The 18,323-nt window shown below is 64.7% G+C and carries 15 protein-coding genes; 8 read left to right on the top strand and 7 right to left on the bottom strand.

Going from position 1 to position 18,323, the window contains the following annotated elements:
• Positions 1–46: 46 nt before the first annotated feature.
• The 3 genes from G3I74_RS14540 to G3I74_RS14530 form a co-directional block, all read right to left on the bottom strand.
• Positions 47–2,275 carry a carbohydrate-binding family V/XII gene (locus tag G3I74_RS14540; protein WP_203594783.1) on the bottom strand — a complete coding sequence of 743 codons (2,229 nt, stop codon included), beginning with the start codon at positions 2,273–2,275 and terminating at the stop codon, positions 47–49.
• Between the two features lie 41 nt (positions 2,276–2,316).
• Positions 2,317–2,751, bottom strand: coding sequence for a YidB family protein (locus G3I74_RS14535; protein ID WP_164212324.1), 435 nt, complete (start codon positions 2,749–2,751; stop codon positions 2,317–2,319).
• Between the two features lie 115 nt (positions 2,752–2,866).
• Complete coding sequence (locus G3I74_RS14530) at positions 2,867–5,155, bottom strand: ATP-binding protein (protein ID WP_164212323.1); 2,289 nt, start codon at positions 5,153–5,155, stop codon at positions 2,867–2,869.
• Positions 5,156–5,517: 362 nt separating this feature from the next.
• On the opposite strand from G3I74_RS14530, the gene G3I74_RS14525 reads away from it, so the two are divergent.
• The 6 genes from G3I74_RS14525 (at position 5,518) to G3I74_RS14500 (ending at position 12,051) form a co-directional block, all read left to right on the top strand.
• Positions 5,518–6,240 carry a response regulator transcription factor gene (locus G3I74_RS14525; protein WP_203594782.1) on the top strand — a complete coding sequence of 241 codons (723 nt, stop codon included), beginning with the start codon at positions 5,518–5,520 and terminating at the stop codon, positions 6,238–6,240.
• Entirely contained in the window at positions 6,237–6,590 is a 354-nt protein-coding gene (locus G3I74_RS14520) for an Hpt domain-containing protein (RefSeq protein ID WP_164212321.1), read from the top strand. Before G3I74_RS14525 ends, G3I74_RS14520 begins: the two co-directional genes overlap by 4 nt.
• Before the next feature lie 302 nt (positions 6,591–6,892).
• Positions 6,893–8,077 carry a DcaP family trimeric outer membrane transporter gene (locus G3I74_RS14515; protein WP_203594781.1) on the top strand — a complete coding sequence of 395 codons (1,185 nt, stop codon included), beginning with the start codon at positions 6,893–6,895 and terminating at the stop codon, positions 8,075–8,077.
• Positions 8,078–8,104: 27 nt separating this feature from the next.
• Positions 8,105–9,160 carry a glutaminase A gene (gene glsA / locus G3I74_RS14510; RefSeq protein ID WP_203594780.1) on the top strand — a complete coding sequence of 352 codons (1,056 nt, stop codon included), beginning with the start codon at positions 8,105–8,107 and terminating at the stop codon, positions 9,158–9,160.
• A 70-nt stretch (positions 9,161–9,230) separates the two neighbouring features.
• The gene (locus G3I74_RS14505) at positions 9,231–10,814 is read left to right on the top strand and encodes a carbohydrate porin (protein WP_203594779.1); all 1,584 of its coding nucleotides are present in this window, start codon (positions 9,231–9,233) and stop codon (positions 10,812–10,814) included.
• 43 nt (positions 10,815–10,857) lie between these two features.
• Positions 10,858–12,051, top strand: a complete 1,194-nt coding sequence (locus G3I74_RS14500; protein WP_164212320.1) for an amidohydrolase family protein — start codon at positions 10,858–10,860, stop codon at positions 12,049–12,051.
• Positions 12,052–12,071: 20 nt separating this feature from the next.
• Here G3I74_RS14500 and G3I74_RS14495 read toward each other — a convergent pair whose 3' ends face one another.
• The 4 genes from G3I74_RS14495 to G3I74_RS14480 are packed head-to-tail and all read right to left on the bottom strand — an operon-like array spanning position 12,072 to position 15,289.
• Positions 12,072–12,794, bottom strand: a complete 723-nt coding sequence (locus G3I74_RS14495; protein WP_164212319.1) for a DUF1499 domain-containing protein — start codon at positions 12,792–12,794, stop codon at positions 12,072–12,074.
• A 49-nt stretch (positions 12,795–12,843) separates the two neighbouring features.
• On the bottom strand, positions 12,844–13,392 hold the full coding sequence (locus G3I74_RS14490; protein WP_164212318.1) for a gamma-glutamylcyclotransferase family protein: 549 nt from the start codon (positions 13,390–13,392) through the stop codon (positions 12,844–12,846).
• Entirely contained in the window at positions 13,389–13,820 is a 432-nt protein-coding gene (gene tsaE, locus G3I74_RS14485) for a tRNA (adenosine(37)-N6)-threonylcarbamoyltransferase complex ATPase subunit type 1 TsaE (protein WP_164212317.1), read from the bottom strand. The genes G3I74_RS14490 and tsaE overlap by 4 nt, the downstream gene beginning before the upstream one ends.
• Positions 13,817–15,289, bottom strand: a complete 1,473-nt coding sequence (locus tag G3I74_RS14480) for an NAD(P)H-hydrate dehydratase (protein ID WP_164212533.1) — start codon at positions 15,287–15,289, stop codon at positions 13,817–13,819. Before G3I74_RS14480 ends, tsaE begins: the two co-directional genes overlap by 4 nt.
• A gap of 61 nt (positions 15,290–15,350) precedes the next feature.
• Between G3I74_RS14480 and queG the strand changes: the two genes are divergently transcribed.
• Together queG and G3I74_RS14470 are read left to right on the top strand one after the other, a co-directional pair.
• The gene (gene queG, locus G3I74_RS14475; RefSeq protein ID WP_164212316.1) at positions 15,351–16,430 is read left to right on the top strand and encodes a tRNA epoxyqueuosine(34) reductase QueG; all 1,080 of its coding nucleotides are present in this window, start codon (positions 15,351–15,353) and stop codon (positions 16,428–16,430) included.
• 375 nt (positions 16,431–16,805) lie between these two features.
• On the top strand, positions 16,806–18,308 hold the full coding sequence (locus G3I74_RS14470) for an aminotransferase class III-fold pyridoxal phosphate-dependent enzyme (RefSeq protein ID WP_164212315.1): 1,503 nt from the start codon (positions 16,806–16,808) through the stop codon (positions 18,306–18,308).
• Positions 18,309–18,323 lie beyond the last annotated feature (15 nt).

Raw genomic sequence — 18,323 nt, 5'->3', positions numbered from 1 at the left:
CTTGGAAATGAATGAAATAAAAACCGGGCGTCGTGCAGCGCAAACCTCAGCGCCGGTTCGACCGCATGTCCATGTTTCGCGGCATCGGCCTTCCGGCGCCCCCACGCGGCATCGGTCGCGCCCGCTCATAGGCTGCGCCGCGCTGGCGCGCCAGGTTGGCCCGGTCAAGGTCACGGACATTGAGAGAGGGGCGCGGCGCCGGACGGACGCCGGGCCCAGCAGGTCGGGTCGTGGGTCGGGTCGTGGGCCGGGTACCCAGCGTTGTCGGACGGTTACCCGGTGGCGTTGCCGGACGGGTCACCGGGCCTCTTCCGGGGCGCCGATCGGCTACGCTGCCGGTGTCTTTCCACGAACCCGCTTCCCGGGTCTGCCATTTGCCGCCGTCGACCCGGGCCACCCGACCCGAGCGGTCTGCAAACACGTTGTTGTCTCTGCCGGTGGATGTGCGCGCCTGGCGCAGGTCGCGGGTCACAGCGCTGCGATCGGCCAGGCGGTTCCTGGTTTCGGGCCGGTTGTAGATGTTCCTGGACCGATCCATACGCGCTCCGGCCAATTGACCGCTGCCGGCCAGACGATTGCTGATCCGGGCGCGGTTACCGATATTGATGTTGTTGCCGATATTGATGTTGCCGGTGTTGATGATGGTCGGGCCGCGGTAGCCACCACCGTACCAGCCACCGCAGCAGCGCCAGGGCCGATATCCGCCGCTGTAACCACCGCCCCAGCTCATGCCGAAGTTGAAAAAGCCGCTGCTGTAGGAAAGACCGAAATTCCAGCCGCTCCAGGGGTTGTAGCCGACATTGAAGCCCCAGGTCGGCGGCCGCGGATAGTATCGCCGACCGTAATAAGGCGGGTAGTACCAGCCCGTTCCGTAGACCGGCACGCCATAAAACGGATACGACCACAGATAGCCTGGCCGATAGCCCACGTAAACCACCTCGGGCGTGGACTGGTAGATCTCGACATAGGTCGTGTTGTAGACCGGAGAGGTGGGCGGGATGGTGGCGATCTTTTCGCGTGGCACTTCATCGGCCACCGCCCAGGGACCCGAGGGTGAATCCGACGCGAACCACACGCCGTTATCCACGGCATAGTAGTTGTTGTCTATGGCCAGGACCTGGGCGCCGGTGTTGACGGCGTAGGCCACGTCCGTGCCCTTGATGGTCTCGAAGCTCGGCTCGCCGTCGTACTCGACCGTCAAGGACGCCTCGCTGCGCTTGATGGCAGCCGTTTGCGGGATGGCCGCGTCACGCACGGCGTCTTCTGCTTCCGGCGTGCCGGCGACGGACGTGCGCAGGCCGCCAATATCGGACGCCGGGGGGATCGCGGCAAAACTGGCGGGCAATTCATCCGGCCGCACGAACACCCAGGGTCCCTCGTTGCTCCGGGAGCGGAACCAGCGCCCGGCAAGCAGCAAATACATATTGCCGGTGCTGATTTCTCGCAACCAGGGCGATTCGGTGTTGGATGCGTAGAGCAGATCGCCGCCGGTCAGCGCCGTCCATTCGGGTTTGCCAACGGTCACGATCAGTTCGGTCGGCTCGGTCGCCACCACGATGGCAGGATGGGTTTCCGGCACATCTTCCGATGAATCGGGCGTCGGCATCATCTCCTTGAGATCCCGCGGTGGCGCATCGGTGGGCGTCCATGGCCCCAGCGGACTGCTGGATGCATACCACAGGGTCCCGCTCGACAACCAGCACTCGTTGCCACGCTGCTTGCACACGACCACCATCGGCGCATTCAGCGCGCGCTCGTAAGGGCTGTTGTCGATCTGGGCCATGCGCGGTTGACCGTCGTAGAGCAGCAGCACCGCCAGTTCCTCGCGGAATATGATTTCGGGCGGATCTGTATTGAGGTTCTCCAGGCTTTTGAGCACCAGCTCCGCGGTTCCGAGGCTGGCGGTCAGCCGCTCCAGCGAAATTTGAAAGCCGCTTTCAGGCACCGCGGCTTCGACAATCGAGGTAAAGCGCTGTTCATCGGCATCCCGGGAGTCGGGCCAGGTCACATGGGTGACCTTGACCTCATGCACGCTCGCCGTGCCGGCATCTCGATCGGTCTCGAGCATCGCGCTGAACCACATCGCGCCAAAGATCGGCTCTTCTCGCCCGTTCAGTTCGAGCGCCACCGCGGCACGGCCTTCGAGCAGGTTGCCGTCGAGTTTTTCCGGCTGGGGCTGATAGACCACAATGACGCCTTCGGTCGCCGAAATCTCCTGCGGCCAGTGCAACTCCGCATGGGCCGAAAGGCTGGCGAGCAACAGAACCGCACCCATCAGCAGCCTTCGGCGCCGGCAATTTTTCGCTTTTGGCACGATCAGCGACCAAACAGCTTGCCGGCCATGGCCATTACCCCCGTGACCCCGCCAAGGGAATCCAGCGTGCCCCCACTGGAGGCCTGATCGATCATTTGCGGCAGTGCGCCTTTGAGACCTTCCAGCGCGGTGCCCTGGTCAAGACCCAGCTTGGCGGCGAACGCCTGGATCTCCTCGCTGCCAAACATCGAAGCCACTTGCTCGGTGCCGATGGCGGAATTCCCGCCGTCGCCCAGCCAGGACTCGGCAAGCGAAGCCAGTCCACCGCTTTGCATGTTTCCGACCAAGGCAGCAAGGTCGACATTTTCACCCTTGCCCGGCATCAGGCCGGCCAGGGCATCCATGATCTTGTCCAGCGAGAGCGATCCAGCCTGCCCGCCGGCGAGCTGGGACTGAAACGCCTGGGCGCCGGTTTTCAGAATCTCTTGAATGTCCATAGACCACTTCCATCGATGAAAGCCTTGAGTCTATTGACTAATCGCGAGAACGAATGTCAAGTCTTGTCAATTCAGACGCAACCAACGCCGGCGCCAGGCATTGACCGTGGGCGTTTCAATCAATCGGCGGGGTTTTGAGCACTAGCGCAAAGCGGGCGCGCGTGACGGGTTTGATCAACCAGTCGTCCAGGAGATCATCCTGATCAAGATCGCTCGGACGTTGCGAGCCGCTGATCATGACGATGCGACGCCGGCTGCGACCGTTTCGGCGATCGCGCTCACGCAGTCGCCGCGCAATCTCCAGGCCGTCTTCATTGGTCAGATGACGGTCGAGCAGAACCAGCGGGGGATCGTGTTCCTCGACCAGCGGCTGCATTGCCGACCAGTCGGCCGCCTCGTATGTCTCGCAGCCGAAGCTGTCCAGCACGGCCCGGATTCCCATCCGGGCAAAACGGTCGTCGTCCACCAGCAGCACCCGCGGGCATCCGGCCGCAGGAGCGTCTCCGGCCCGATCGGGCAGCGCTTCTTCCGGGGTCGGCTCTGCGACCCGGAGCGGCAACCGAATCTCGAAGCGGGCACCGCCGCGGTCTCGATTGCAGGCCCGCATCCGACCACCCATGGCGTCGATGATGCGCGCGCTGATGGATAATCCAAGCCCGCTACCGCGCACGTTCTCTCCGCTTGCTTCACCGCGCACGTACGGATCGAACAGCTGCGTGTCGGCATTGCCCAGGCCGGGCCCACGATCCTCGACCCTGATAATCAAGCATTTACCGTCGTCGCTTTGATCAAGGATCAGGTCGATTTCATCATCCCCGCCGTAGCGCGCGGCATTGATGACGAGATTGAGCAAGACCTGCATCAGGCGATCGGCGTCGGCATGAATCCAATCAGCAAGCCCGGGTGCCACAGTGACGTTGAGCGCCGGCATGACCTCGCCGAGAAAAGACTCGGCGAGCTGGCGGACATGCTCGATGAGTTCGCTCAGGCGACAGCGGGCATCGCTGCAGATGCGCAGCTTGCCCTGCTCGAGCAAGGACAGATCGAGGTAATCGTTGGCCAGGTGCTGAATCATGCGCGCCGCGGCCAGCGCAGAGCGGTGATCAGGGTCTTCAGCGCGGCGGGGGTCGTTCGAGGACTGGCGCTCCAGCAGTCCGATCAAGCCTTGCGCCGGGTTGCGGATTTCGTGACTGGTGCGCGCCAGCAGGTCGATGCGCGTCTGCTCCAGTTGTTGTTGCGCTGCGCGCTGCTGGGCAATGCTGCGATTGCGCATCCAGAGCACGCCGGCCAGCGCCCCCAGAAGCAGTAGGCCAATCACCATCAGGCTGATGCGCAGCTGTTGCTCGGAAACGCGCGCGCGCAGCAATTGCTCTTCGTCACCCAGGCGCGCCAGCTCGCGCAGCTGCCGCTCACTCTGAAACGCGGCCAGACTGGCCTGCATCGAATCACTGCGTTGGCGGCTGTGAGCCTCCTGGAGCAGAGAACGGGATGCGAGCACGTTCGCGTAAGCCTGCTCGTGGCGCTGGATGTCATGCAGGCACTGCGCCAGCGCCATCAGCGTTTCGCTCTGCTCGACCGGCGCGTCGCTTTGCTCGAACAGGGCTGCCGAGCGCTCGAAGTGAACAATCGCCTCCTCGCTTTGTCCGCTACGGCAAAGCAAAGGAGCAAGCTGGGACAGGGCAAAGGCCTGGAAAAACACGCTGTCAAGATCTTCGGCAAGGGCCACGGTGCGGCGGGCAATGGCAAGCGCGCGCTCGGTTGCGCCATCGTTGGCGGCGATGTTCAGCTCGGCCATAAGCAGCGAAGATCGGGTTTGGTCGGTCAACTCTTCGGCGGCAAGCGCCTGCGCCTGGGCAAGATGGGCGCGGCCCTGTTCCGGACGATCCTGGAGAAGCGCAATACGCGCCAGGTTGATCAGAACGCGGGCGCGCAGATCGGGCAGATCAACGACACCAGTCAGCTGCAGGGCCGATTCAGCGAATCTTTGCGCCGACTCGAGATCCCCCGCGCGTCCCTGCAACGACGACAGCGACAGACTCGCCCTTGCGGCAAGCGCCTGGTCGCCGGTTTGTTCGGCGCGATCGAGCAGCGAAAGATACAAGCGCGTCGCCTCGGCCGAGCGCTCCATCCTCAGCAGCGCCCGCGCCATGAAATGCTCCAGTTCCGGCAGCAGCGTTTCATCGCCGGCCAGGCGCGCCGCGTTTCGCCCAAGATCTGCATGGGCGGCCGCTTCGGCCCACAGGCCGCGCGAATACATGTGCTCCGTCAGGGCCAGCTGGGCGCGGGCGGTTGCAAGGCTGTCGCCTGCCTCCACCGCCTGCTGCAGCAGGCGGGTCGCCCGTTCGACGTAGGCATCGTCGCCGGGAACCGGGCTTTCCGGCGGCTCCTGTGCCCCAGCGGGCATCGTCGAGAGCAGGATCAGAATGCAGCCTGCAGCTCGCAGACAAACCAACAAGCGTAAACAAACGTAAACCACGCCAGCACGAACTGGTCGAATCGCTATCCGCGGAGTAGGATATTGAGAAATCGGGAATTCGTACAACATTCCCGTGCACACGTTTCCACCCGAACAGGATTTATCGATGATCATGCGCGTGGGCTTAACGCCAAGATGTGCCCGACTTTTATGATATACGGTCGAAGCGTCGATAACATTCACGTTCAGGTCCAAAAGCCCCTTTGGCCTTGCCGTCGGGCCTGTTTTTTAAGATCCTCGATAGCTGAGGAACAAGGATTAGCTCCACGATGACAGAGCCGATCGAGACGATGACGGACAAGATCCAGGACTGGGTGATCGGGGTGATCGACGACGACCCGGTCAACGCTGCGCTGCTCGAAGCGATGCTGACGCGGGCTGGATATACGGGCTTGGCGTTTCATTCAACGGCCGAGTTCCGGCGCCGATCGGGCCCGGATTCAGTCGACCTCATCCTCCTGGATTGGGACATGCCCGACGAGAACGGACTGGAGTTCCTGCGCGCCATCCGCGAGCATGACCACGTCACGACGCCGGTGATCTTCGTGACCCACTTCGATCGCGACGAGCAGGTCGCGCTCGGCCTCAATTCCGGGGCCGATGATTACGTGACCAAGCCGGTCGAAGCCACGGTTTTGATTGCACGCATCGAGTCGGTCATGCGGCGTCTGCACCCGCACAAGGGAACGCTGGAACACTGGCCGCCATTCGAGTTCGATCTCAGGCAGCGCCAGATCCGTATCGACGGTACCCCCTGTCGGGCGACCAACCGCGAATTCGAACTGATGTTGTTCATGTTTCGCAGAAATGGTCGAGTCCTGAGCCGTGAATCTCTGCTCACCCACGTCTGGCGTCTGAACGGCAATGTCGAGACCCGCTCCATCGATACGCACGTCAGTCGACTGCGCAAGACATTTGGTCTCGACGGCTCCAGCGGCTGGCAGCTGGAGGGCGTCTATCAGAAAGGCTACTGCCTGCGGCGCATCACCGATCCGAAGGACTCCGAGGCGTGACCAAGCCGCTGCTCTGCCCGAGCCAGCTGGCTGAGATTCGGGCGCTGGAAAAAGTCCGACCCGGCTTTCCTGAGCAGATGCTGGCCTTGTTTGGCGAGGCGGCACGGGAGTCGCTGGACGGTTGCTTCGGCGCCTGGCTGAGCGAAGATGGCCCCCAACTCCAGTCTTTTGCCCATCGCCTGAAAGGAACAGCCGCGAGCTTCGGCGCATTGGAACTTCGGCAAAAGGCGGAACGGCTGGAAATCGATGCCGGTCGTGAAACGCCCATTGAGCGCCAGCGCCTGACCGACATCGAGCAGACCATCGAAGCCACCCGGCAGGCCTACGCGGACTGGCTGAGCCGGACCTGAGCCACCCGCCAAAGTCAACCCGGCCTCCCTGCCGTTCCACGCCCGCCTTGCGGACGCGCCAAGTGCCGCTGCCTCGCTTTTTCCGTCTCGACACTCTCAGCCGCACGCGAACGGCGCGACGCGCTGTCGTCCACCCCTACTCGCCTGCCCGCCCAAGTGAATGCAAAGGTTTGTCAACTCACGCTTTATCGGCTTCCAACGGGTTGCCGGGGTCCGTAGCATTGCCGTCGGCGCAAGGGCGCCAGGACGGATCCGTGGGGCTCGCTGCCAGGGATTCGCGTTTGACCAATCAGGACAAGGCTATGGATACGGCAAACAAGTTCACACAAGCACGAAACCGGATCATCGCTGGCGCATTGCTGGCGCTTACCGCACTGCCGGCTTCGGCACAGGAAATCGATTTCGATTTCTACGGATACATCATGCTCGATGCGATCTACGACTTCGATCGAGTCGCACCGGACTGGAACGACACGCTGCGGCCCTCGCAGATTCCGGTCAACTGCCCGGGCGACGCTGGATGCGGCTCTGATGGCGAGACCATCTTCAGCGTCCGCCAGACCCGCTTCGGCATGCGCGCCGGCATCCCGACCGACATCGGCGAAATCAAGACCCAGCTCGAGTTCGAACTCTACGGGGTCGGACCGGATGCGGGCAAGGTCACGCCCCGGCTGCGCCACGCCTGGGCCGAACTCAACCAGTTCGGCGCCGGGCAGACCAACAGCGTGTTCATGAACCCGGACGTGTTCCCCAACTCGATCGATTACTGGGGGCCGCCGGGGATGATCTTCTTCCGCAACGTTCAGCTGCGCTGGACACCCCTCAACACCGACGATCAGCGCTTCGCCATCGCGCTGGAGTCGCCGTCTGCCGGGGTCGACTCCGGCAAGGTGCCCGACATCGCGCCGGGGCTGAACGTACGCGGCAAGGACGAACTCCCTGACCTGACCGCGCAGTGGCGCCTCCAGAAAGACTGGGGCCATTTCCAGGCCGCGGGCATTCTCCGCCAGGTGGGCTATGAGGCCCTGGACGACGAAACCGAGGAAAACTTCTCCGGTGATGAACTCGGCTATGGCCTCAACCTCTCCGGTGCCGTCAATACCGTGGGCCGCGATCAGGTGCTGTGGCAGATCGTCTACGGCCGAGGCATTGCCAACTACTTCAACGACGGCGGCGTCGACCTGGCACCCGATGCTCAACTGCAGGCTACCGCCGTGCCCATCGTCGGCTGGCTGCTGTTCTACAACCGCTGGTGGAGCGAGCGCTGGAGTTCATCGATCGGCTGGAGCAGCGCCGACCTCGACAACGCCGACGGTCAGCGACCCGAGGCCTTCGACAAGTCGAACTATGGCCTGGTCAACCTGCTCCATTACCCCACCGAGCGGGTCATGGTCGGGGCCGAATTTCTGCACGGCAAGCTCGAGTTGAACGACGGGTCCGACGGCACCGATACCCGCGTCCAGTTTTCTTTCAAGTTCAGTTTCTGATCCGCTCATCCTGCTGGAGAAAAGCACATGCATCATCAAAACCTTATTGCCTTGATCAGGCAAACCACCGCGGCCGTTTTCCTCGGCCTGGTCTTCCTGGCTCCGCTGCACGCCGCCGATATCGCGGCGATGCCCGATCGTCAGATCCAGAGGGTGCTGAACGACGCCCTGCAGCAATTCAGTGATCTCGAAGAAGGCGCCAACGCCGACTACATCCCGGCCCTGGCGGAAGTCGATTCCGATATCTTCGGCATCGCCCTGGTCACGCCGGACGGACGCGTGTTCACCGCCGGCGACGTGGAATCGGAAGTCTCCATACAGTCGATTTCCAAGGTCTTCACCATGGCGCTGGTCATGGAGCAACAAGGTGCGGATTTCGCGCCGGACGGCGTCGGCGTCGATGCAACCGGCCAGGTCTTCAACTCCATCGTCGCCATCGAGCAGTACAAGGGCGCGGAAATGAACCCGATGGTCAATCCCGGTGCGATTGCCACCACCAGCCGGGTCGCGGGTGAGTCGCGCGAAGAGATCTGGAATCGAATTCTCGAGTTCCACTCTCGATTCGCCGGGCGCACGCTGGAGGTCAACCAGCCGGTGTACGAGTCGGAGGCTGCCACCAATCAGCGCAACGTGGCCATCGGTCGACTGATGTACGCCTACGGTCACATCGATTCCAATCCCGACCAGGCCACCGACATTTATACCGAGCAGTGCTCGATCAACGTCAATGCACGCGATCTGGCGGTCATGGCCGGCACGCTGGCCAACGCCGGCCTCAACCCGGTCACCGGCGAAGCGGTCATGTCGGCCGCCAACGTTCCCGAAACCCTGGCCATCATGTCGACTGCAGGCCTTTATGACGACGCCGGCAAGTGGCTCTACCGCACCGGACTGCCGGCCAAGAGCGGCGTCGGTGGCGGCATCGTCGCCGTCTCACCGGGCCGATTCGGCATTGCCGCGATCGCGCCGCCGCTCGACGAGGCCGGCAACAGCGTCAAGGCGCAGCGCGCCATCGAGTACGTCTCCAATGCCCTCGGCGGCAACCCCTACGAGGTCGAGCCGGTCCAGCCGACACGACGCTGATCCGCTTCACTGGAGGGCGCCGGGTCGCAGCGCGCGGCCCGGCGCCCATCGCTACACCCTGGAGAACCCCATGAACGCAGCTCATCCGGCCGCGCCACGCCGTCGCCCTAGCCCGTCACGCTCACATCGCCTGGCGATCGGCCTTGCCGCTGCCCTGGCCTTCGGCACCGCCGCGGCCGACGAAGCGCCGGCGACGGAAGACATCATGGCCCGGCTGGCGGCCCTGGAGGCACGACAGCAGGAACTTGAGCAGGCGCTGGCCGAACGCGACCAACGCATCCGCGAGCTCGAGAAGGGCGCTGTCGCGGACGACGCCTCGAGCCGTGATGAGCGCGATGCCGGCACACCCGAACCGGCAGCGCCAGCGGTGGCGCAGAGAGAACCCTTGGAAACAGAACCCTCGGTAAGCGCCGGGCCGCGCACCGCGCCGCCGGTCGATCTCACCCCCGAGCGCGACAGCTACGGCGTGTTTCAGCCGGGCGGCCAGGGGTTCAAGCTGGTCGATACGCCGCACGGCGATCTCAACTTCAGCGCCTGGGCCTACGTGCGCTATCTCAACACCCAGGACCTCGACGACACCTACGTCGACGCCTTCGGCCGCGAGCGCGAGATCAACCAGCGCAACGACTTCCAGCTCAACAAGATCAACCTCTACTTCAAGGGCTGGGTCTTCGATCCGTCGCTGCGCTATACCTTCTACACCTGGACCTCCAACGCCAGCCAGGGCGAATCGGCCTCGGTCGTCATCGCGGGCAATCTGAGCTACCGGATCTCGCGCGCGCTGGATCTGGGCGTGGGCATCGGCGGTCTGCCCGGTACGCGCACGCTGCGCGGGACCTTCCCCTACTGGAACAAGGTCGACAGCCGCACCATTGCCGACGAGTTCTTCCGGCCCAGCTACACCTCCGGCATCTGGGCCGCTGGATCCTTTGAAAATAACCTCAACTACCGCGTCATGGTCGGCAACAACCTCAGCCAGGTCGGCGTCAGCGCCGATCAGCTCGACGACGGCCTCAACACCGTCTCAGGCGCATTGTGGTGGACCCCGCAGGGCGACTATGGCCCGGCCGGCGGCTACGGTGACTTCGAGTTCCACGAAACGCCGGCCACCACCTTCGGCATTCATTTCACCCATTCGCGCGAGGATCGCCAGAGCCAGCCGGGCACGGACGCCATCGAAAACGCCCAGATTCGCCTGTCCGACGGCACCCTGCTGTTCCAGCCCGGCGCGTTCGGTACCGACGGCCGGGTCAATCGCGCCACCTACATGATGACCGCCGTCGATGCCGGCTACAAATACCGCGGCTGGTCGCTGGAGGGCGAGTACTACTGGCGCTGGGTCGACAAATTCGCGACCGAGGGCGACGTGCCCGTGGACGATCTGTTCGATCACGGGTTCCAGGTCCAGCTCGGCACGATGCTGATGCCGAAAAAACTGCAGGCCTACGTGGCCGGCTCGAAGATCTTCGGTGAGTACGGCAAGCCCTGGGATCTGGCCGGCGGCCTGAACTGGTATCCCAACGAGCGCCGGCTGTTCCGGGTCAACACGGAGTTGATGTATCTGAAAGATTCCCCGGTCGGCTACGCCAGCGTGCCGTTCGTACTCGGCGGAAACGGCTTCGTGTTCCACACCAACCTGGAGATGATGTTCTGATCGCGGCTAGTGGACCACGCGCCTTAATTTCCGGAGACTGATCATGAAGACAAAGCCTTTCGAATCCACCCGCACGTGCCTGCGCCAAAGCGTGTATCTGGGCGCGTGTACCGTGCTGCTCCTGGCGCTGGCCGGCTGCACCAGCCTGCCCTGGACGGCAGCCGAATCCGACAACCCCCTGCCCCCCTCGAAACGCAGCCTGGCATCGTTCGCCGAACCCGAGAACCAGCAGGCCTGCTTTGATCGGGAAAACGAGCCCTACACCACCGTGGTCGATGCTCATTTTCACCCGAAGCCATTTGGAGGCCCCGCGATGTCCCCGCCCGAACTGTTCGACTATTTCGGAGAGATGGGTGTTCGCTTCGTAACCTACATGGGTATTGGTCAGCTCCTGGACATGGGTTCCGGTTGCGTGTATTACCTGGACTGCCCAGGCGTTGCCGCCAGACCCAGCGTCAAGAACGATTTTCTCAACGGCATGGAAGTCGAAATGTATTCCCATGACGACCTGCACATCACGCTATCCATGACCTTCATGGATCTGGCAGATCCGGATTCGATCGTCGACACCATTGCGATGTACGACAAGGAATACCCGGGCATGTTTACCTGGGCCGGAGAGGTGAACGTGGTCAAGCAGGCTTTGATGGGGAATCATCATCAGGCGGTAACAACCAAGAACATCGATGACTGGGCGCCGTTCATGGAAATCCTGCGCGAACGCAATATTCCCATCACGCTCCATTCCGATCTGGGCAACAACGCCGATCCAACCAAGTACCTGTACCTGATGGAGCATGTGTTGCATCAGTATCCTGACAATCCCATTGTCTGGGCCCATATGGGATTATCGAAAGAACTGTCTACGATGTCACCGGAGCAGCATGTCGCGATCATGAGCAGGCTGCTGGATGACTACCCAAACCTGATGCTGGATATCTCCTGGGATGTCCTGTACAACTCCTATCACCAGTGGGGTGGCACTTTCGTGCCGTTCTTCAACGAATATTCCACCCGGATTCTGGCCGGCTCGGATTTTGTCGCCGCCGGCTACAAGGAATATCAGCAGTATGCAAAAGAGCTCGAGATCACCAGCCGGGCGCTGCGGTTTCTCGACAACGAGGCCTTCCGCAACATCGCCCTGGGGGAAAACTATTTCCGCCTGCTCGACCTCGACTACACGGCCCCGACCGTGTGCCCGGACAGCGGGCCGGCGACGGTGGCGCAGTCAGACTGAGCGGCCAGTGGGCCATGCGGCTAGTTCATCCGCTCGGCCAGCCGCTCCATGAAAGACCGGATGCGCGCGGCGTTGGCGCCGACGTCGCTCAAGCCCACACGTGACTTGGAGCGCACGTCGACCCGACTGCCGTCGCCTTCGGCCGAGATGCGCACGACCACGTCGTCCTTGAAGCCGAACCAGAAAGTGGTGTCGGTGGCCTCGATGATGCCCAGTTCGGGCTCGGCGGCGACGATCTCCCAGCCCATCCCGCGGGCGGTGTCCAGTGCGTGATCGAAGACGATGGCCGGATAGGCCTCGGTGAGCAGCGGCTGGATGTCCGGGTAGGCCTCGCGCTGCTGGCTGGCGATCTCCTCGCCCTGGTACTCGGGCGGATTGGGCGCATCGGCGCGCAACGGCGCGATCGCGCGGAAAGCCGGCGGATCGGAAAAATCGGTGGTGATGTCGTGAATCCTGGGCAGGCTGCGCGCCTGGTTGAGCTGCCAGGCCGGCACCGCGGCCGCGGCAAGCCCCACAATCAGGCTGAGCGCCAGCAGCCCGGCGCGACCGGCGCGCAGCTTGGGAACGAGCATCAGAACCAGCGCCACCACGGCGCTGGCGGCACCCAGGTAGACCGCCCAGCGCATCAGCGTGAAGCCGAAGCGGAAGTCCCAGAACGCCAGCCGCGTGCCGGGGCCGGCAATCAGCAGCAGCAACAGCGCGGCCAGCGCGGTGATCAGAACGAGGCGGGCGAGTATTTTCATCATGTCGGTTCGGTCTCTCGGGATTCGCCAGGCCGGCAGCCAGTACAAATCATGACACAGGCCTGGGCCTGGCGGAGCGAGCAAAGCGTCGAATGCGGGCCACCAGGGCCGCGTGCTCGGCTTGCCGGGCCGGATCCGGATCGTGCTGGGCGGCCACGGCGGCCAGGTCGCGGCAGTAGCAATCAGGCAGCCCGAGGTAGCGAGCGCCTTCTGTCACCAGGTCACGGTACCAGGCAAACGGCTGCTGGCGGGGGTGAATATGAGTGGCCGACGCCCGATAGGTAAACGGCCGCAGCGCCTGGCCTCGAAAGTACAGCGGGAAAGGCATCCGATCGTAGCCCGAACCCACGCCTTCGACCGCGTCCAGCGCGGGCAGATCAGAGGCATCAAGGGTATACAAAGCACCGAAGGCCAGCGCGGAACGACCGGCGTCGACCAGATCGCACTTGCTCGATCCGTCCGGGCTGATCTTGTGAAAAACCACGCGCTGGCCGCTGAGGTTGACCACGCCGAGCAGATCGGCGGACGGTACCCTTTCGCGCAGGCGCAGGGGATGCAGGTTGGAGCCGTAAGCCAGGTAGGTCAGCTGTCGAGTCATGTCGCGACGGTTTTTTCGATGGTCAGCCGGCGACTCTGGTCCGGCAGGTCCTCGATGGCGATATGCAAGGTCGCCGGCGGCAGGTAGCCTACGCCCTTCTCTGCCCACTCGACCAGCAGCAGGCTTTGTTCGTCGAGCAGGTCGGGAATGCCCAGAAACTCGATTTCCTCGGCCTCGCCGAGGCGGTAAAGATCGAGGTGGTGGACGGTCAGGCCCTCAAGATCGTAGCTTTCGACCAGGCCGTAGCTGGGGCTCTTGACCCGCCCGGCGTGACCCATTGCGCGCAGCAGGCCGCGCACCAGGGTGGTCTTGCCCACGCCCAGATCGCCGGACAGATACACCACGCCGCCGTCGGCCAGGCGCGCGGCCAGCGGAACACCGAAGTCGAGCATGTCCTGCTCGGTCGGGAGGATGAAGGTCTCGCTCATGCCGGCAGGATATCGGCCAGGCGGTCGATCAGGTCGCCGGCCACGATCTGGCGCCGACCCGAAGCGGCGGCATCGCCGGCCAGGGCGTGGGCCAGCACGCCGCAGCAGGCGGCGTCGAACGGCTTGCAGCCCTGGCCGAGCAGGCTGGCAATGATGCCGGTCAGGGCATCGCCCATGCCGGCCGAGGCCATGGCCGGATTGCCGTAGGGGCAAACGGCCACCGCGCCGCCGGGTTCGGCGATCAGCGTGCCGTGGCCCTTGAGCACGACCACCGCAGAAAAGCGCTCGGCCAGCGCGCGGGCGGCGGCGAAGCGATCTGACTGCACCTTGGCCGCGCTCACCTCCAGCAGGCGTGCCGCCTCGCCAGGGTGCGGGGTCAGAACGGCGCCCGGGCATGCGATCGGACCGTCGTCGGCGGCCAGCAGGTTGAGCGCGTCAGCGTCCACCACGCGCGGTTGGTCGCCGATCAGCGCGCGCTGCCAGAGCGACCTGGACCACTCGCCCTGCCCCAGGCCGGGGCCCAGCGCCAGCGCATCGGCGCGCTCGATCAGCGCATCCAGCGCATCCAGGGTTTCCACGCCATGGGCCATCAGCTCCGGCTGCACGCTTGGCGCCAGGCCGACGTGCTCGGCGCGCGTTGCCAGCGAGACCAGACCCGAGCCGGTGCGCAGCGCGGCCTGCCCGGCCAGCACCGGCGCGCCGGCCATGCCGGCATCGCCGCCGATCACCAGCACGTGGCCGAGATCGCCCTTGTGGGTGTCCGGCCGGCGCGGCGGCAGCCAGCCGCGCAGGTCGGCAACCGCGAGCAGCCGGGCGTCGGCGTCGATGTCAGCGTGGATGGCCGCCGGCGTTGCCAGGTCGAAATACAAACGCTGACCGCACCAGTGGCCGGCCTGGCCGGTGTAGAGGCCGCGCTTGTTGCCGATGAAGGTCGTGGTGACGTCGGCCCTGACGGCCGGCTTGAGCGGCATCCCGGTATCGGCATCAAGGCCCGAGGGCACGTCGACAGCCAGCACCTTCTTGCCGCTGGCGTTGATGCGCTCGATCAGGCGGGCGTAGGCGCCGGCCGGCGCCCGGTCCAGGCCGGTGCCGAGCAGGGCATCGACGATGACCTCGCCGGACAGCGGCTGCTCGGGATCGGCAAGACTACCGCCGGCGTTGCGCCAGTCGGCTGCGGCCGTGGCCGCATCGCCGGCCAGTTCGCCCGGGTCCTTCAGCGCGATCAGCTGCACCGCCATGCCGGCCTCAAGCGCCAGGCGGGCGATGACGTAGCCGTCGCCGCCGTTGTTGCCGCCGCCGCAGCACACCGTCAGCGCGCCGGTCTCGGGCCAGCGCGCGCGAAGCGCCCGGAAAGCCGCGCGGCCGGCGCGCTGCATCAGCTCGTAGCCGGCGATGCCGTGACCCTCGATCGCCTGGCGATCGAGCGCCTGGACCTGCTCGGCGCGATAAAGACGATTGCCAATATCCATCGCCACCGATTATAGAGGCCGGTGGCCTGAGTCTGCCCGCGTGGCCCGATATACTGCGCAGATGCCACAACAGCAGGCCAATCCCGTCACCAACGAGCAATCCAGCGCACTGGTGGCGGATATCCGGCGCTGGGGTCTCGAGCTGGGGTTTCAGCAGATCGGTATCGCCGATGTGGATCTGGCCGCCTACGAGCGGCGCCTGGATCGGTGGCTGGACGAGGGCCACCACGGCGAGATGGGCTGGATGGCCGCCCACGGGCGCAAGCGCTCGCGGCCCCAGCTGCTGCATCCGGGCACGCGCTCGGTGATCGCTGCGCGCATGGACTACCTGCCGCCCGACGCCACGCCGGTCGAGTCCCTTCTCGAGCAGCCCGAGCGGGCCTGCATCTCGCGCTACGCGGTCGGGCGCGATTATCACAAGGTCATGCGCTCGCGGCTGAAGAAACTGGCCCAGCGGATCGAAAAAGCCCTCGGCCCCATCGGCTACCGCGTGTTTACCGATTCGGCCCCGGTGCTGGAAAAGCCGCTGGCTGAAAAAGCCGGCCTGGGCTGGATCGGCAAGCACACCAACCTGCTCAACCGCCGCGCCGGCTCCTGGTTTTTCCTGGGCGAAATCTATACCGACTTAGCGCTACCGGCCGATGAACCGGTGCGCGATCACTGCGGCTCGTGCCGACGCTGCATCGACATCTGCCCCACCCAGGCCATCATCGCGCCCTACCAGCTCGACGCCCGGCGCTGCATTTCCTACCTGACCATCGAGTTGAAAGGCTCGATCCCGGTCGAGTTCCGCGCCGCCATGGGTAACCGCATCTACGGCTGCGACGACTGCCAGATGGTCTGCCCCTGGAACCGCTATGCCCAGTTCAGCGGCGAGGACGATTTTCAGCCGCGCCAGGACCTGGACGCCGGCGACCTGGTCGAACTGTTCGCCTGGGACGAGGCCACCTTCCTGGCGCGCACCGAGGGCACGGCCATCCGCCGCATCGGCCACGAGCGCTGGCTGCGCAACATCGCCGTGGCCCTGGGCAACGCGCCCACAAGCCCCGCCGTCCTGAGCGCGCTGCAGGCGCGCATCGATCATGCTTCCGCCCTGGTCCGCGAGCACGTCGCCTGGGCGCTGCAGCAACACCCGCACTGACCGGAAGCCTCTGTCAAAGCATCTGGGCCAATAGGCTTCGACCGCGAGGGGGCGGGGAGATGTCGCTTCAGTTCGACGCGTGGCGAGGCCTTCAGCGACGTCTCCCCGCCCCCTCGCCTACGTTCTCGGCAAAAACCCACCGGCCGACTTCGAAGACGCCGTCGCCGGCGCTGATGCACCAACGTCAAGCCGGTTGGGGTGGGGATGGCCTCCTGAAGGCCTCGCCACGCGTCGAACTGAAGGAGGTCATCCCCACCCCAACCGGCCTCGAAGCCATAGTCATCACCGGCAAGGTCGAAGCGAGCGCCCCAGCCCCGCTAACGGGAGCTTGCTAGAATGGCGAATTAACTTTGAAACCAGTCGGGAGACCTTTTCATGGCGATTCTCGAAAAATTGCAAACACTGCGAAGCGCAGGCGGCGAAACGCTGACCCGCGGCCTGGCCGACTCAGTTATCGAACGCTTCGCCGAGCAGGATTCGCGCCTGGAGCAGGCCGTCGACGACGCCCTCGGCGTCATCGAGTGCTGGCGCTCGGCCTACCCCGACCTGATCGAGGCCGACGAAGCAGACCAGCGCGACGCCCTGCAGGCCGGGTTCGTCAACTTCTACGCCGACGACGCGGTCAATCCCTTTGTCGCCCTGGCCGGACGCGGGCCCTGGATCATCACCGCCAAGGGCGCGGTGCTGCACGACTCGGGCGGCTACGGCATGCTGGGCTTCGGCCACGCACCCGAAAAGATCATTCAGGCCATGAGCCAGCCGCACGTCATGGCCAACGTCATGACCCCGAGCTTCAGCCACCTGCGCCTGGTCGAAACGCTCCGGCGCGAAATCGGCCACCGGCGCGAGGACGGCTGCCCGTTCGAGCGCTTCCTGTGCATGAATTCAGGCTCCGAGGCGGTCACCGTGGCCGGGCGCATCGCCGACATCAACGCCAAGCTGATGACCGACCCGGGCGGGCCGAAAGCGGGTTACCGGATCCAGAGGCTGTCGCTCACCGGCGGCTTTCACGGCCGCACCGAGCGACCGGCGCGCTATTCCGACTCCACCCGCCGAACCTACGCGCGTCACCTGGCCTCGTTCCGCGACGACGACAGCCTGGTCACCGTGGCCCCCAACAACATCGAGGCGCTGCGCGAAATCTTTGCCCGCGCCGAGCGCGAGCAGGTGTTCTTTGAGGCGGTGTTCATGGAGCCCGTCATGGGCGAGGGCAACCCGGGTGCGGCGTTGGACCCGGCGTTTTACGCCGTGGCCCGCGAGCTGTGCGACGAGCACGGCACCTTGCTGCTGATGGACTCCATCCAGGCCGGCCTGCGCGCCCAGGGCACGCTGTCGGCGGTCGACTACCCGGGCTTCGAGGGTCTGCCGGGTCCCGACCTGGAGACCTATTCCAAGGCGCTCAACGCCGGCCAGTACCCGCTGTCGGTGCTGGCCATGAACCAGCGCGCCGCCGAGCTGTACCGCAAGGGGGTCTACGGCAACACCATGACCGCCAACCCGCGTGCCCTGGACGTGGGTGTGACGGTGCTCAACATGGTCACGCCCGGACTGCGCGCCAACATCGTCGAGCGCGGTCGGGAATTCCTGGACAAGTTCGAGCATCTCAAAGACGAACTCGGCGGCCGCATTACCCAGGTGCAGGGCACCGGACTGCTGTTTTCGGTGGAACTCGACGCCGGGCGCTACAAGGCCTACGGCGAGGGTTCAACTGAAGAGTATCTACGCATGCACGGGATCAACGTCATCCACGGCGGCGAGAATTCGCTGCGCTACACGCCGCCGTTTGCCGTCACCAGCGCCGAGGTCGACCTGATCGTGGACGCAACCCGCGAAGCCCTGCTCAACGGCCCACTGAAGGCAGTCGACCAGGCGGCCTGAGCGCTTTCTCAGATT

It is taken from the genome of Wenzhouxiangella limi (genome assembly GCF_010499265.1).
Classification (GTDB): Bacteria; Pseudomonadota; Gammaproteobacteria; order Xanthomonadales; family Wenzhouxiangellaceae; genus Wenzhouxiangella; species Wenzhouxiangella limi.
Note: the sequence above shows the minus strand (reverse complement) of the source record. Positions and strands in the feature narration are given on the sequence as shown.

Bases quoted from the DNA above. Each gene is read 5' to 3' on its own strand.
- glsA (WP_203594780.1), top strand. From the start codon at position 8,105: ATGCATCATCAAAACCTTATTGCCTTGATCAGGCAAACCACCGCGGCC.
- G3I74_RS14535 (WP_164212324.1), bottom strand. From the start codon at position 2,751: ATGGACATTCAAGAGATTCTGAAAACCGGCGCCCAGGCGTTTCAGTCC.
- G3I74_RS14530 (WP_164212323.1), bottom strand. From the start codon at position 5,155: ATGCCCGCTGGGGCACAGGAGCCGCCGGAAAGCCCGGTTCCCGGCGAC.
- tsaE (WP_164212317.1), bottom strand. From the start codon at position 13,820: ATGAGCGAGACCTTCATCCTCCCGACCGAGCAGGACATGCTCGACTTC.
- G3I74_RS14470 (WP_164212315.1), top strand. From the start codon at position 16,806: ATGGCGATTCTCGAAAAATTGCAAACACTGCGAAGCGCAGGCGGCGAA.
- G3I74_RS14500 (WP_164212320.1), top strand. From the start codon at position 10,858: ATGAAGACAAAGCCTTTCGAATCCACCCGCACGTGCCTGCGCCAAAGC.
- G3I74_RS14490 (WP_164212318.1), bottom strand. From the start codon at position 13,392: ATGACTCGACAGCTGACCTACCTGGCTTACGGCTCCAACCTGCATCCC.
- G3I74_RS14540 (WP_203594783.1), bottom strand. From the start codon at position 2,275: ATGGGTGCGGTTCTGTTGCTCGCCAGCCTTTCGGCCCATGCGGAGTTG.
- G3I74_RS14515 (WP_203594781.1), top strand. From the start codon at position 6,893: ATGGATACGGCAAACAAGTTCACACAAGCACGAAACCGGATCATCGCT.
- queG (WP_164212316.1), top strand. From the start codon at position 15,351: ATGCCACAACAGCAGGCCAATCCCGTCACCAACGAGCAATCCAGCGCA.
- G3I74_RS14495 (WP_164212319.1), bottom strand. From the start codon at position 12,794: ATGAAAATACTCGCCCGCCTCGTTCTGATCACCGCGCTGGCCGCGCTG.
- G3I74_RS14505 (WP_203594779.1), top strand. From the start codon at position 9,231: ATGAACGCAGCTCATCCGGCCGCGCCACGCCGTCGCCCTAGCCCGTCA.
- G3I74_RS14480 (WP_164212533.1), bottom strand. From the start codon at position 15,289: ATGGATATTGGCAATCGTCTTTATCGCGCCGAGCAGGTCCAGGCGCTC.
- G3I74_RS14525 (WP_203594782.1), top strand. From the start codon at position 5,518: ATGACGGACAAGATCCAGGACTGGGTGATCGGGGTGATCGACGACGAC.